The sequence below is a fragment of the Collinsella aerofaciens genome (assembly GCF_040915545.1).
In the GTDB taxonomy this organism is placed as follows: domain Bacteria; phylum Actinomycetota; class Coriobacteriia; order Coriobacteriales; family Coriobacteriaceae; genus Collinsella; species Collinsella aerofaciens_BE.
Window position 1 is genome coordinate 21,602 of sequence record NZ_JBCPDH010000005.1, and the last position, 14,501, is coordinate 36,102.

Below are 14,501 nucleotides of genomic sequence, written 5' to 3' on the forward strand. Positions count from 1 at the left end.
CCTTTGCCTCGCGCGACCCTGCGAAGCCGTGAGCGAGAGGGGAAGGTTTCCCCGCCCTGCGCCCCGGCGTTGAGTCGTCGCATGCTCGTTACAGAAAAGCTGATAATAAGTTTGTGTGCCGCCCCTTTGGGGCGGCACTTTTTGTGTGGGGTCCCGGTCTCCACAATTTTCGTCAAGCTTTTGGTTAGATTTTGGTCAGTTGGCGTAAGGGTGGAAGGCCAAAAGATTGCTGGCGAAAAAAGCTCAGAGAAAGTGCTGGTAGGGGAGTTGTTGAGCTTTTCGACAGCTTTTGAGCAAAAGAAACTTTGTGGCTATTGCCGGCGATTGCGTTGTCGCGGTCATGGCGGTGCGGGATGCTGGTCGTAAGCGTCGAATGCTCCGATTTTGGAGGCCAGCATGGATCTGTTTCTTGAGACTCCGCAGCAGCAAGCCGAGCGCATGTTGCGTCAGCAGCAACGACTCATGGAGATACAAATGCAAGGGGCGGCAGTCCAGCCCTTTGCGCAAAATGTCGTGCCCGCTGCTGTACCTGCAGCTGTGCCCGGGTGCGAATCGGCACCAGAGGCCTATTCCGTACAGCAAGATTCATATGCGCAGGAGCTCGCGTTCGACAAGCGTCGTGCGCGTCGTCGCCGCGTGGGCCAGCGCCTGCGCACCTTGGCGATGATCGTGCTCATCCCGTTAGGGCTTGTGGCCATCTTTCTGGCGTCGTATGCCCTCACGTGCATCCTCAACGGCGCATCGCCCAACGAGGTACTCCAACATCTAGCGGCTCTCGGCCAGCGCCTAGGCGATGTCGTAACAACCATTCGCGCCGGCTGGGAGAGTTAGCGTTTGTAACATTAGGACTTCTAGGGTGTAGGGATTATCGCCACGATCGGAATCCTTGCATCCTGTTGGTCCTGTCGTACGACTGAATAGTATTATTGAGGATGAATAATAATAGGATTTGTTATGTATAAGCAGGATTTAGAGCAGACCCCTCTTGGAGGATCTGGCGGTAATGAAGCTCTATGCCTTCCGTCCGAACGACATCATCGATCTTCATAGTCAGGCATTCGTCGACCGACTTGATTGGGGGCTGCTCGAACGGCTTATATTCGACGAGGGAGAAGCACTGGCGTCGTCGCCTTCGGAGCGGAGTTATCAAGAGATGGTCTGTGCATACAGGCAATACAAAAAGGAGGTGCTCGGTTGAATCTGACCTTTGAGGGATTCTTAAAAGGCTATTGCCGAGAGCTATCCGGACAGCAGTCGCTCAGTTTTAGAAAGCTGGTTAAGCAGGCGACGACGGTTGCGCCGCGCGTGGCGGAGCCCCTGTTTTTGCTCGCTTTGGCGCAGGGTAAAGCCGAATACGTTCTGGGCTTGTCCGAGGGCTCGTGGATGGAAGAAGATTACCGAGGCGTTTTGTCCTTGTACGCCCAAACGGGTAGCCTGGCATCTCTATGCGCCGAGGACAAACTCCCTAACCGTTATGCCAACGTTTGGCGTGCGTATAGAGCGGTGAAGGAAAAGCCGGTGGCGGACAGGAGGATCAACGCCCTGATGCGAAAAAGAACGTTGGGAGCGCTAGGGGAATCGGGCGTAACGCGCTACGGTCTCTGCCGCGATTTGAATCTGAATAAGGGAAACGTGTACGCATACTTAGCCGGCGATGACTCAAAGGTGAGCAGGGAGACGGCGCGCCGCATTATGGAATATGCGGAGGAGAGGGGCGCCCAAGAAGGGGCCGGGCGCCCGGTGCGTGTGGCGGGGTAAGATTGATCGCGGTTTTGATTGGTGCTCGATTGGGTTTGTTGGGCGGAGTTTATGTCTGCTATTGATATTGTGCTTGTTGCGATCGCCTTGGTGGCGGTGGGGGTTGCTGTGGCTTGCGCCCTCCAGCTCAAGAGCCTGCGTGCCGAGTTGCGGGAGCGTGGCGACAGTAGCGCGGAAACGCTGGCAGCACTCGAGCAGGCCAACAACGCGCTCGATGCCCTGAACGTCGCGCTGGCCGAAACTCGCCGCACGGCCAATGCCATCGCGCAGCAGCAGACGACAGATGCGGCCGTGGAGCAGCAACGTTACCTGACCATCGCACGTGAGTTTTCGCAAGCTGGTGACCGGATGGATGACCTGCGCCGCGAGACGGCCCAACAGCTCGGTGCCAACCGCGAGGGCATCGAGCACCGCCTGGACAAGGTGCGCGAGACGGTCGATGCCCAGCTGGGTGCTATCCGCAAAGACAACAACGTGCAACTCGATCAGATGCGCGCAACGGTGGACGAGAAGCTCTCCCGCACGCTCAACGATCGCCTGTCGGCATCGTTTAAGCAGGTGAGCGACCAGCTCGAGGCCGTGTACAAGGGCCTGGGCGACATGCAATCCATCGCCACCGGCGTGGGCGATCTTAAGCGCGTGCTGGGCAATGTGAAGGCGCGCGGTATTTTGGGCGAGGTGCAGCTGGGTGCGATCCTGACGGACATCCTCACACCCGACCAGTATCTGGAAAACGTTGCCACCAGGCCCGGAGCCTCGGAGCGTATTGAGTTTGCCGTCAAGCTGCCGGTGGACGAGGGCGATCCCGTGCTGCTGCCGATTGACTCCAAGTTTCCGGGCGACGCGTACGAGCATTTGCTCGACGCGCAGGAGTCGGGCGATGCGGAGACCGTGGCGGCTGCGCGCAAGACGCTCGACACCATGGTCAAGCGCGAGGCCAAGGATATCTGCGAAAAGTACCTGAGTGTGCCGGCAACGACCAACTTTGGCATCATGTTCGTGCCGTTTGAAGGACTGTACGCCGAGGTCGTCAGCCGCCCCGGGCTTATCGAGACCCTGGGCCGCGACTATCACGTCAACGTTGCCGGCCCCAGCACCATGGCGGCCATTCTCAACAGCCTGCAGATGAGTTACCAAACGTTTAAGCTGCAAAAACGCACCGACGATGTACTGCGCGTGCTCTCCGCTGTCAAGGCCGAGCTGCCGCGCTATCAAAAGGCGCTGCGCCGCGCCCAGCAGCAGATCGAGACCGCGGGCAAAACGGTCGAGGGCATCATCACCACGCGCACCAACGTCATGGAGCGCAAGCTCAAGGACATCGACGCCCTGGAAGATGCCGAGGAGGCCGACGAGATCTTGGGGCTTACGTCTGCGAGCCTGCTCGCAGACCAAAAAGACGAGGACTAGCTTCATCTGACGGCGGGGCGCCTGCGCAAGCGCGGGGCGCGGGCGCTTTTCGCGTCGCACTTGCCTGAAGTGCGCTTTAGTGTGCAACAATGGCGTTTCGCCCTATCAGACGCGAAAGGAAGCCCATGTCTCAGAGAAACACCAGTCCGCTCAAACGCTCCACCGTGCGTCGCACGCTGCAGCGTTTTTGGGACGTCACGCGCACGCAGCCGCTGATCGTCTTTCTCTCGGTGTTCTCGTCGGCGGGCTACATCTTTTTGCTCACGTTTGCCAACACCTATGTGATGGCCCTCATTGTCGACCGCGTTCAAGCCGGTCCCGTGGCGGGTGACCAGGTGTTTGAGGTCTTCGGCTCCTATATCCTGGCGCTCGTACTCGTTAACCTGGTGGGTCAGATCCTCTCCAAGCTACAGGACTACACCGTCTACAAGCTCGAGATTGCAGGCAACTATCACCTGGCGCGCCTATGCTTCGACACGCTCTCCAACCAATCCATGACATTTCACACCAGCCGCTTTGGCGGATCGCTTGTGAGCCAGACAAGCCGTTTTATGAGCGGCTACACGGGTCTGGTCGACGTGACGGTGTATTCGCTCATCCCCACCATCACCTCGGTCATCTGCACCGTGGCCGCACTCGCCCCGGTGGTGCCGACGTTTACCGTGATCCTGGTGTGCATCATGGTCGTCTACATTGCGTTTGTCTGGCTTATGTACAAGCGCATCATGCCTCTTTCGGCCGCGACGTCCGCCGCGCAGAACAAGCTCTCGGGCGTGCTCTCCGACGCGGTCACGAACATCTTGGCCGTCAAGACCTGCGGGCGCGAGGACTTTGAACGCGATCTGTTCGACGCCGCCGATCGTGCCGCGCGCGACGCCGAGACGGTCTCGATGCACGCCATGATGCAGCGCAACTTTACGACCTCGGGCCTTATCGTCATCACCATGGCCGTGGTGAGTGTGTTCGTGGCGGGCGGCAACGCGTGGTTTGGCATTTCGGCCGGCTCGCTCGTCATGATCTTTACCTACACCTATAACCTCACCATGCGCCTGAACTACGTAAGCTCCATGATGCAGCGCATTAACCGCGCGCTGGGCGATGCGGCCGAGATGACGCGCGTGCTGGACGAGCCACGTTTGGTGGCAGATGACCCGGACGCCCCTGAGCTCAAAGTGACCGAGGGCGCGATTGATTTTGAGCACCTGAGCTTTGCGTACCGTGACGCTGCGGCGGGCGAGGGCGTGTTCGATGACCTGACACTTCATGTGGCGGCGGGCCAGCGCGTGGGCCTGGTGGGCAAATCGGGCTCGGGCAAGACGACGCTCACCAAGCTGCTGTTGCGCTTGGACGATGTGCAGGGCGGCCGTGTGCTCGTGGACGGCCAGGACGTCTCGCGCTGCACGCAGCAGAGCCTGCGCCGCCAGGTTGCCTACGTGCCGCAGGAGGCGCTGCTGTTCCACCGCTCCATTCGCGAAAACATTGCCTACGGTCGTCCCGACGCCACTGATGAGCAGATTCGCGAGGCCGCGCGCCTGGCCAACGCCCTGGAGTTTATCGACCGCTTGCCTCGTGGCTTTGACACCATGGTGGGCGAGCGCGGCGTCAAGCTCTCGGGCGGCCAGCGTCAGCGCGTGGCCATCGCCCGTGCCATCCTAACCGACGCGCCGATTCTAGTGCTCGACGAGGCGACCTCTGCCCTCGACAGCGAGTCCGAGGCGCTGGTGCAGGAGGCGCTCGAAAACCTGATGCGCGGCCGCACCTCCATTGTGGTGGCGCACCGCCTGTCCACCGTGGCGGCGCTCGACCGCATTGTGGTGCTGGCCGATGGCGAGATCGTCGAGGACGGCACGCATGCGCAGCTCGTCGAGGCGGGTGGCGAGTATGCGAGCCTGTGGAGCCGTCAGACCGGCGCATTCTTGGAGGCGTAAGCGTCTCGGACGTGGGACAATTGTGTCCATAAGTTTATTGTGCCGTTGAGCCGAGGAGTCGTTATGCCACGCGAGACCAATGCCGCCAAACGAGAGCGCGCCGTTGAGGTGTGTGAGCGCCTCAACCGTCGCTATGGCCCGGTCGAGTGCTTTTTGGACCACGAGAATCCCTTCCGCCTGCTGATTGCGGTGCTGCTCTCGGCGCAAACGACCGACGCGCAGGTCAACAAGGTGACGCCGAAGCTGTTTGCCCAGTGGCCCACGCCCGAGGCCATGGCCGGGGCGAGCGTGGCTGACGTGGCGGGCACCATCAAGTCACTCGGCTTCTACAAGAGCAAAGCCAAGCATGCCGTCGAGGCCGCGCAGATGATCGTCGCCGACTATGGCGGCGAGGTGCCGGCCGACATGAAGGAACTCGTGAAGCTGCCGGGCGTGGGACGCAAGACGGCGAACATCGTGCTCAACGTGGGGTATGGCATCGTGGAGGGCATTGCGGTGGACACGCACGTCAACCGCATTGCGCACCGCCTGATGCTGAGTCCCAAGACGCATGCCAAGGAGCCGCTCAAGACCGAGCAGGATCTGCTCAAGATTTTGCCGCACGAGTATTGGGAGTCGGTCAACCATCAGTGGATCACCTTCGGTCGCGAGATCTGCGACGCCCGCAAGCCCAAGTGTGACGAGTGTCCGCTGGCAGATTTGTGCCCCAGCGTGCGCGTAGCGGGATAGGGCGGAACGCATCTTCGTCTGGCGTTTTTTGCGGGGCTGGGTTTGCCCTTGAGCCGGAGTCCTCTCCATGCGCTACCATGACAGACAATGTATTTGACGTACGACCCGCCGAGCTTGCCCCGGCGGGCTTTTGGCGTTGCGATGCCGGAGGAACAGCATGCTCATTCACCGTATAGCCGCGCAGCTCTACACTGCCGAGGCGCTGCAGACCGTCGAGGCGGGACTCGATGCCGGCGAGGACATGACGTTGGCCGTGTCGCAGTCGGGTCGCACGCTTATGGCGGCGGCCCAGTTTGCGCGCCGTCCGCGCCCCACGGTCTACATTGTGAGCGGCGAGGACGCGGCCGATCGCGCTGCGCGCAGCCTGGCCGCCTATGTGGGACTGGCGCACGTGTGCCGCTTTCCCGAGCGCAAGGACTACCCTTGGCGCGAGCAGACGCCCGACGACGCCGTGGTGGCGCAGCGCTGCGAGGCCCTGGGACGCATCGTGCGCGGGGACAACTGCATCATGGTTGCCTCGGCTCGCGCGCTGCTGCGTTGCGTGCCGCCGGTCGAGAGCCACTATTGGGAGTCCACCACTTTTGCGGTGGGCGAGGAGATTCCCTTTGACGAGGTGCCGCAGCGCCTGGTGGGCATGGGCTACACCAATGCCGGCGCCGCCGACGCGCCCGGTCTGTTCCGCGTGCACGGCGACACCGTCGAGGTGTTTCCCGCGCAGGAAAAAGCGCCCGTGCGCATTGAGTTCTTTGGCGACGAGATCGACCGCATCCGTCGCATGGTGAGCTCAACGGGCCAGACCATCGGCAACGAGGACAGCATCGAGATCTTCCCCTGTCGCGAGCTGGCGCTTACCGACGAGGCCGTCCACAACATGCATGTGGCGCTCTACCGCGCCAGCCAGGACGACAGCAAGTTGGCGGCGCTGCTCGAGATGGTGGATGCGCGCATCGTCACGCCTGAGCTCGACCGCTTTTTGCCGGTGATGTACGGCCAGACCGTGAGCCCGCTGTCGCATGTGAGCGGCAAGGCGCTCGTGGTGCTGTCCGAGCCGCGCTCGCTGTTCGACGATTGCCTGCGCGCCTACGAGGATATCGAGGCACGTGCCGGCGAGGCGGGAGTCGACCGTCTGGACGGCCTGTACGTGCGTGCCCAGCAACTCGACTTTGGTTCCCAGCAACGCCTGAACTACGTAAGCCTTATCCGTGCCGGCGGTGCGGTGACGGCCGAGCTCAAGATTGAGCAGCCCGCCATCGCAGGCTCGGACAACCGTTTTATGACGCGCATCCAAGAGGTCGTGGGCAAGCGCTATGCCTGCGTGTTTGCCATTCCCGACCGCGGTGCGCGCGAGTCGATGGAGCTCACCTTTGGCGACGAGGGCATTACCTTTGAGGAATCGCTGACCGCGGCGCCCGAAAATGCCGGTGCCATCGGCGATCGCGTGCGCGTGGCAGCGGCGGATTCCGCCGATCGCGCCGCACGCCAGGAGGCCCATGCTTCCATTCGCGAGCGTCGCGCCGACGCGCTCAACGCCCGTTCGCTCGAGGCGGGCGCCGCGCAGGCTGCCGCCGGCGCCGCCGTGCCCACCATCTCGCGCGGGCGCGTGACCTTTGTGGACGCTGCCCTGCCGCAGGGCGTGGTGGTGCCCGATGCCAACCTGGCCGTGTTCTCGATCGCCGACCTCAACGCCCGCATGGATGCCAACCGCGCGCGCAGCCGCCGCAAGGTTGACATTACGCAGATCACCTTCACGTTTAAGCCGGGCGACTACGTGGTGCACGCCACTCACGGCATCGCGCTCTTTAGCGAGATCGCGCGTCAGGAAGTGGGCGGCAAGGAACGCGACTACTTTTTGCTGGAATATGCCGATGGCGACAAGCTCTACGTGCCGCTGGAGCAGGTTGACCGCATTACGCGCTACGTTGGTCCCGACGGCGATAAACCGCGCTTGACCAGGCTCAACACCGCCGACTGGACGCGGGCCACCAACAAGGCGCGCAAGAATGCCAAAAAGCTGGCGTTTGACCTGGTCGACCTGTATACGCGCCGCTCGTCGATTACCGGTATCGCCTGTCCGCCCGATACGCCCGAGCAGATCGAGATGGAGGAGAGCTTCCCCTACGACGAGACACGCGACCAGCTGGAGGCCATCGCCGACATCAAGGCCGACATGGAGGCGCCCAAGCCCATGGACCGCCTGCTGTGCGGCGACGTGGGTTTCGGCAAGACCGAGGTCGCCCTGCGCGCGGCCTTTAAGTGCGTGGACTCCGGCCGCCAGGTCATGGTGCTCTGCCCCACGACCATTCTGGCCCAACAGCACTACGAGACCTTCTTTGAGCGCTTTGCCCCGTTTGGCCTGGAGGTCGAGGTACTCAGCCGCTTCCGCACGCCGGCGCAGCAAAAGCGCGCGCTCAAGGCGTTTGCCGAGGGCACGATTGACGTGCTCATCGGCACGCACCGTCTGCTTTCGGCCGACGTGAACCCCAAGAACCTGGGCCTGGTGATCATCGACGAGGAGCAGCGCTTTGGTGTGCAGCACAAGGAGCAGCTCAAAAACCTGCGCGAGCAAATCGACGTGCTCACGCTCTCGGCAACGCCGATTCCGCGAACCATGCAGATGGCCACGAGCGGCGTGCGCGACATGAGCCTGATCACCACACCGCCGACCGGGCGTCGTCCCGTGATCGTACACGTGGGGGAGTACGACCCCGACGTGGTGAGTGCGGCGATTCGCCTGGAGGTGGGCCGCGGCGGTCAGGTGTACTACGTGTCCAACCGCGTCAAGACCATCGACGATGCCGTGGCGCGCGTGCACGAGGCTGCGCCCGAAGCGCGCGTGGGCGTGGCGCACGGCAAGATGAGCCCGCGCGAGGTCGAGGACGTGATGATCGAGTTCGCGACCAAAAAGATTGACGTGCTTATCGCCACGACCATCGTGGAGAGCGGTATCGACAACGCAACGGCCAACACGCTCATCATCGAGGACTCGCAGCGTTTGGGCCTGGCGCAGCTCTACCAGCTCAAGGGCCGCGTGGGCCGCTCGGCCACGCAGGCCTACGCGTACTTTATGTTCCCGGGCGAGCTGCCGCTCACCGAGGAGGCCACGGCGCGCCTGACCGCACTTTCCGAGTTCCAGGACCTGGGCAGCGGCATGCGCATCGCCATGCGCGACCTGGAGATCCGTGGTGCCGGCTCGCTCATGGGCGCCGAGCAGCACGGCAACCTGTCGAGCGTGGGCTTTGATCTGTTTACGCAGATGCTGGGACAGGCCGTGGCCGAGGCGCGCGGCGATGATGACGCCGGCGTGGAGGCGGCGAGCGTGGGCATTAACCTGCCGGCCGACTACTTCTTGTCCGAGGAGTACATGCCGGCGGTGGACCAGCGCGTGCTCGTGTACCGCAAGCTCGCGGCGGCTGAGGACCTGGAGAGTATCGACGAGGTGCAGGAGGAGACCGAGGCCGCGCATGGCGAGCTGTCGTTGGCGGGACTCAACCTGTTCAATCGCGCGCGCATCCGCATTCGCGGTGAGCGCCTGGGGCTCGAGAGCGTTACGCTCAGTGGCGGCCGCATCACGTTCTTGGGCGTCGACGTGCCCAAGAAGGTAGCCTTTGAGCTTAAGACCCGCTATGGCGCGGTGAACTTTCCCAAGAGTCGCAAGCTGTCGGTGCCCTACAAGGCGGGCGCCGGCGCGGGCAGCGGCCTGGGTCGCGGCCTCGATGCCAACGACGGCACCGGCCCGGTGGCGGCCGCGCTCATGCTGCTGCAGCAGCTGGGTGCCAGCGACGACGACTAACAAGTAGGGGCGTGGCGGGACGGAGCTATCAGCTGCTCTTTGCCCCGCCGCCTCGCAGGTTGATTCTGACCCCATCGAAAGGAAAGCATGTTCGGATACATCTATAAGAAAGATGTCGCCATTATCGCGGTTGTCCTGTGTCTTTGTCTGGGCGTGGGCAGCTTCTTCGATTATCAGATCTCGAGCGCGCTGTTCAACATCGGCAGCATGTACGGCCGCTTTGTCGAGGCGGCCGGCGAGCTGCCGTTTGAGCTGACGGCGAGCGTCGCGGGCGTTATGCTCGTGCGCTCGGCACGACCCGATTCCAAGACGAGCAAGTGGCTCGCCGTGCTGGGCGTTCTGATCAACGTGGGCCTGGTCGGCTACGAGATTATCGGATCGCTGCGCGTCGGCGGCAAGCTTATTGCGTTTCAGCTGGTTCTGACGTTTGCGTTGGTCATCGCAGCCAACTTCATCGCCTACCGCCTCACGCGCACGACCGAGCCCGACGAGCTTACGCGCTGGGCGTTGATGGTGCTGGCCGTGTGGGTCGCTCAGGCCATCATCCTCAACGTCATTGTTAAGCCGTTATGGTCGCGCCCGCGCATGCGCGTGATCGAGGTCACGCCGGGGCTCAATTTTCAGCCGTGGTGGGTGATCGGCAACCCCGACAAGTGGACCTATATCGCCGCCGGCGTGATAAAGGACGGGTTCAAGTCGTTTGCGAGCGGACACACGGCGCATGCGGCGATCGGCCTTATGCTCGCCGGGCTTCCCGCGGCAGCCTTTAAGGAAAAACCTTCGCGTCGCCGCGTGATCTTTTGGGCGGCGGCTGTGGTTGCGGCGCTCGTCGCGCTTGGCCGCATCGTGATCGGTGCGCACTTTTTGAGCGACGTGAGCTGCGGTTTTGCCCTGGTACTGGCACTTGAGTGCCTTGCCGCACGCATTGCCTATCCCAACGGCGTACAATAGCTCCGTTTGAATCATCTGGCCGATACCCGGTAAGAGAGGATTGCCATGCTCGCGTTTAACAACGATTATTCCCACGGCGCACATCCGGCAGTGCTGCAGGCGCTCGTCGACACCAATATGGAGCCGCAGCCCGGCTACGGTACCGATGCGCACACCGAGCGTGCCAAGCAGCTTATCCGCGAGGCCTGTCAGGCGCCTGACGCCGACGTGTTTTTTCTGGTGGGCGGCACGCAGGCCAACGCGACGGTGATCGACATGCTGCTCGCGCCGTACGAGGGCGTCGTTGCTGCCGAGACCGGCCACGTCGCCTGCCACGAGGCGGGCGCCATCGAGTTTGGCGGCCACAAGGTGCTCACCATCCCCGGCTACGAGGGCAAGATGCACGCCGAGGACCTCGAGAACCATATCCAGGTGTTCTACGAAAACGAGAGCTACGAGCACACGGTGTTCCCGGGTGCCGTGTACGTGAGCCTATCGACCGAGTACGGCACGCTGTACTCCAAGGCCGAGCTCGCGGCGATTCACGCAGTGTGCCAGAAGCGCGAGATTCCGCTGTTTGTGGATGGCGCCCGCCTGGCCTATGCGCTGGCGGCCGATGAGTGCGACATTACCCTGCCCGAGCTGGCGCAGCTGTGTGACGTGTTCTACATCGGCGGCACCAAGTGCGGCGCTCTGTGCGGCGAGGCCGTGGTGTTTTGCGGCATGCACGCCCCGGCGCATCCCATTCCGCGTATTAAGCAGCACGGCGCGCTGTTGGCCAAGGGCCGCCTCACGGGCGTGCAGTTTGAGGCACTCTTTACCGACGGCCTGTATTTTGAGATTGGTCGCCAGGCGATCGAAACCGCGCAGGCGCTTCGTCGCGTGCTGCACGAGCACGGCTACCGGTTCTTCTTGGAGACGCCCACAAACCAGCAGTTTGTGATTCTGCCCAACGAGGACATGGCCCGCATTCGCGAGCATGCGGCGATTGAGTACTGGGAAAAGTACGACGATACCCACACGGTGGTGCGTTTTTGCACCAGCTGGGCCACGACGCAGGAGGATATCGACGCGTTGGCGGCGGTTCTGTAGCCTGATGTAATGACGAGGGGCCGCCTTGCGCTGGGTTTGGCGCAAGGCGGCCTTTGCTTTTGGGGAGAAGGGTTGTATGACAGAGATGTCCGAGCCGACGATTCGCCTGGCGACGCCCGATGATGCGCCGGCGTTGCTTGCCATCTATGAGCCGTATGTGCGCCAGACGGCGATTACCTGCGAATACGAGGTGCCGAGCGTTGAGGAGTTCGCCGGGCGCATCGAGCGTACGCTCAAGCGCTACCCGTATTTGGTGATGGAGCTGGACGGGCGTCCGGTGGGTTATGCCTATGCGAGCCCGCTCAACAGCCGCGAGGCATACGACTGGTCGGTCGAGACATCGATCTACCTGGCGCGCGATGTACGCCACGGCGGGCTGGGCCGCAATCTGCACGATGCGCTCAAGCAATGCCTGGTCGCGATGGGCATCACCAACATGTGCGCCCTCATCGCCGTGCCGCACGATAAGGACGATGAGTACCTGACGCACAACAGCCAGGATTTCCATGCCCATATGGGATATCGCCTGGTGGGCACCTTCGACCGCTGCGCCCAAAAGTTCGGCCGCTGGTACGACATGTGCTGGATGGAGCTGGTCCTAGCCGAGCGCACGCCCAACCAACCCAAACCAACCTGGTTTCCCGACCTCCCCAAACCCACCATTTAGGGACAGGTTTATTTTGGCGGGTTAGCCGATGGGCTCGGTGTATTTGGCGCGGTCGGTGCGCTGGATGCGCTTGGAGACGTGGAGCGGGCGGCCGTCGGTGTCGTAGACGTAGTCGGTGATCAGGATCAGCGCCTGCCCGCGCTCAACGTTGAGCAAAAACGCCTCGTTTTGCGAGGCGTAGCACACCTCAAAGGTCTTATGCCCCTGTGCCGGCGCGCGATGGAACTCCTGTCGCAGCGTGGCGTAGAGCGAACCGTTAATATCGCGATCGATGAGCGTCTCGAAGCTTGGCGGCAGGTAGGTGGTCTCCAGGCACAGCGGCGCGTCGTCCAGGTAGCGCAGGCGGACAAGTTTGACGAGCTTGCTGCCCACGGCGGCGTCAAAGAACTTAGCTATGCTGCCGGCCGCCTTGGCAAAGCCCGAGTCCACGGTGCGCGTGGTGGGCTTCATGCCCTGGCCTTCGACCTGCTTGGTATAGCTCGAAAACACCAGGTTGTTCTCGTGGAGCGCGGGCGTGTCGGCCACAAAGGCGCCACGCCCGCGCTCGGTGCGCACCAGGCCCTCATCAACGAGCACCTTAAGGGCGTGGCGCACGGTGCTGCGCGACAGCCCCGATTCGTCCATGAGCTCCATCTCGGACGGCAGCTTGTCTCCGCGTGCGTAGATGCCGGCGGCGATGCGGTCGCGAAGCGTACCCGCCAAGTGCTCGTATTGGGCCAGTTTCTTTTTAGACGAAGCGTTCATGCGATCAACCTGTATCTAACTTGTATGCGTATCTAATCAAGCATGTATTCAATACAACAACAAAACCGCTGGTAGCTAGCTATCGAAAACCGCATCAGCAAAATTTCTAAGACAAATATAGCATACAACTAGTCGACATAACCAAAACATGTATGTAACTTGTATGCCATCGAGAGCATCAAACGAGAAGAAAGGCTGATGCACGATGACTACTCAGGAACAGGTTAAGGATGTCGTCTCCCAGGTTTTGGCTGACAAGGCAGACAAGGGCGGCATCAAGCGCGTCGTGTGGATTGGCGCTGGCGGATCCAACGGCGGCAACTATCCTGCCCAGTACTTTATGGAGCACGAGGCCACGCAGGTCGTGAGCTCCAGCTACACCAGCAACGAGTTCGTGCACGCCACCCCGGCCTACGTCAACGAGAACACCCTGGCCGTGGTCGTGTCCATGCGCGGCACCAAGGAGACCATCGTCGCCGCCCAGGTCGCCAAGGACCACGGCGCCAGCACCATCGCCATCTATGTCGACGAGTCCGGCCTTACCGAGGTCTGCGACTACAAGATCCAGTACGATAGCCTGGCCGTCGATGAGTCCTGCATGGGCCGCACCAACTCCGCCGTCGTGACCATGATCGCTATGGAGCTCACGCAGCAGACCGAGGGCTATGCCGAGTACGAGACCGCCATGGCCGCCTTCGACTTGGTCGACCCCATCTATCGCAAGGCCGTCGAGTACACCCGTCCGCTCGCTGCTAAGTGGGCCGAGCAGAACGCCGACAAGCCCTGCATCAACGTCATGGCCCAGGGCCCGCTCTTTGGTGCCGCCTACGTCTTTAGCATCTGCAACGTGCAGGAGATGCTGCAGATCGACTCTTGCACCATCAACACCTGCGATTTCTTCCATGGCCCCTTCGAGATCCTGGACAAGCGCACCTCGCTGTTCCAGCTCATCAGCGTCGGCCGTAGCCGCTGCAACGACGAGCGCGGCATCCGCTTCGTCAACCAGTACGGTGGCGAGCGCGTCTATCAGCTCGACGCCAAGGAGCTCGGCCTCAACGACATCAAGGACAGCGTGAGCGAGTACTTCAACCACCTGATCTTTGCCCCGATCCTCAACAACGTGTATATGCGCGCGCTCTCTGCCGTCACCCACAAGGACTACATGACGCGCCGCTACATGTGGAAGCTGGACTACTAGGGGATAGAGCGGCCTAACAGCTCGATGTCCTCATAAGTTGCGGTGGAATAGTTCCTGTTTGGGGGCTTGAAGCCTCTATTTAGGAACTATTTCACCGCAACCGCCAAGTAATCCGCTGGGGACGGAGGAAAACGGATCACTTAGGGACTGGTCTGAGTCACTGATCCGTTTTCCTCCGTTCCCAGCGGATCATTTTTCCGTTCGGCGATTTGTGTCTTGAAAAATGTATATAACGACTATAACGTAGTATGAAACATA

The 14,501-nt window shown here is 61.8% G+C and carries 12 protein-coding genes; 11 read left to right on the forward strand and 1 reads right to left on the reverse strand.

The features are described from left to right. The first annotated feature begins 396 nt into the window (after window positions 1–396). The 10 genes from AB5202_RS02750 to AB5202_RS02795 all read left to right on the forward strand — a co-directional run bounded on the left by AB5202_RS02750 (window position 397) and on the right by AB5202_RS02795 (window position 12,301). Window positions 397–831 (forward strand): hypothetical protein, encoded by a 435-nt coding sequence (locus AB5202_RS02750; RefSeq protein WP_349115405.1) that lies wholly within the window; start codon window positions 397–399, stop codon window positions 829–831. Between the two features lie 154 nt (window positions 832–985). Beyond that, complete coding sequence (locus tag AB5202_RS02755) at window positions 986–1,198, forward strand: DUF6036 family nucleotidyltransferase (RefSeq protein ID WP_267473405.1); 213 nt, start codon at window positions 986–988, stop codon at window positions 1,196–1,198. After that, a complete protein-coding gene (locus tag AB5202_RS02760) occupies window positions 1,195–1,758 on the forward strand; it encodes a transcriptional regulator (RefSeq protein WP_154518499.1) in 564 nt (187 codons plus the stop codon). Before AB5202_RS02755 ends, AB5202_RS02760 begins: the two co-directional genes overlap by 4 nt. Window positions 1,759–1,809: 51 nt before the next feature. Beyond that, window positions 1,810–3,165 carry a DNA recombination protein RmuC gene (locus tag AB5202_RS02765; protein ID WP_368143917.1) on the forward strand — a complete coding sequence of 452 codons (1,356 nt, stop codon included), beginning with the start codon at window positions 1,810–1,812 and terminating at the stop codon, window positions 3,163–3,165. Between the two features lie 125 nt (window positions 3,166–3,290). After that, window positions 3,291–5,093: an ABC transporter ATP-binding protein gene (locus tag AB5202_RS02770; protein ID WP_368143916.1), complete on the forward strand. Its 1,803-nt coding sequence runs from the start codon at window positions 3,291–3,293 to the stop codon at window positions 5,091–5,093. Window positions 5,094–5,156: 63 nt separating this feature from the next. After that, window positions 5,157–5,822, forward strand: a complete 666-nt coding sequence (nth, locus tag AB5202_RS02775) for an endonuclease III (protein ID WP_138113885.1) — start codon at window positions 5,157–5,159, stop codon at window positions 5,820–5,822. Window positions 5,823–5,979: 157 nt separating this feature from the next. Further along, complete coding sequence (gene mfd / locus AB5202_RS02780; RefSeq protein WP_368143915.1) at window positions 5,980–9,612, forward strand: transcription-repair coupling factor; 3,633 nt, start codon at window positions 5,980–5,982, stop codon at window positions 9,610–9,612. 87 nt (window positions 9,613–9,699) lie between these two features. Next, the gene (locus AB5202_RS02785) at window positions 9,700–10,563 is read left to right on the forward strand and encodes a phosphatase PAP2 family protein (protein WP_368143914.1); all 864 of its coding nucleotides are present in this window, start codon (window positions 9,700–9,702) and stop codon (window positions 10,561–10,563) included. 45 nt (window positions 10,564–10,608) lie between these two features. Beyond that, complete coding sequence (locus AB5202_RS02790; RefSeq protein ID WP_368143913.1) at window positions 10,609–11,634, forward strand: threonine aldolase family protein; 1,026 nt, start codon at window positions 10,609–10,611, stop codon at window positions 11,632–11,634. Between the two features lie 76 nt (window positions 11,635–11,710). Beyond that, window positions 11,711–12,301, forward strand: coding sequence for a GNAT family N-acetyltransferase (locus AB5202_RS02795; protein ID WP_368143912.1), 591 nt, complete (start codon window positions 11,711–11,713; stop codon window positions 12,299–12,301). Between the two features lie 21 nt (window positions 12,302–12,322). Here the strand turns inward: AB5202_RS02795 and AB5202_RS02800 are convergent, their stop codons facing one another. Beyond that, window positions 12,323–13,045: a GntR family transcriptional regulator gene (locus AB5202_RS02800; RefSeq protein WP_368143911.1), complete on the reverse strand. Its 723-nt coding sequence runs from the start codon at window positions 13,043–13,045 to the stop codon at window positions 12,323–12,325. Window positions 13,046–13,250: 205 nt separating this feature from the next. Here AB5202_RS02800 and AB5202_RS02805 point away from each other — a divergent pair, with 205 nt between their 5' ends. Further along, window positions 13,251–14,243: an SIS domain-containing protein gene (locus tag AB5202_RS02805; protein WP_006235139.1), complete on the forward strand. Its 993-nt coding sequence runs from the start codon at window positions 13,251–13,253 to the stop codon at window positions 14,241–14,243. Window positions 14,244–14,501 lie beyond the last annotated feature (258 nt).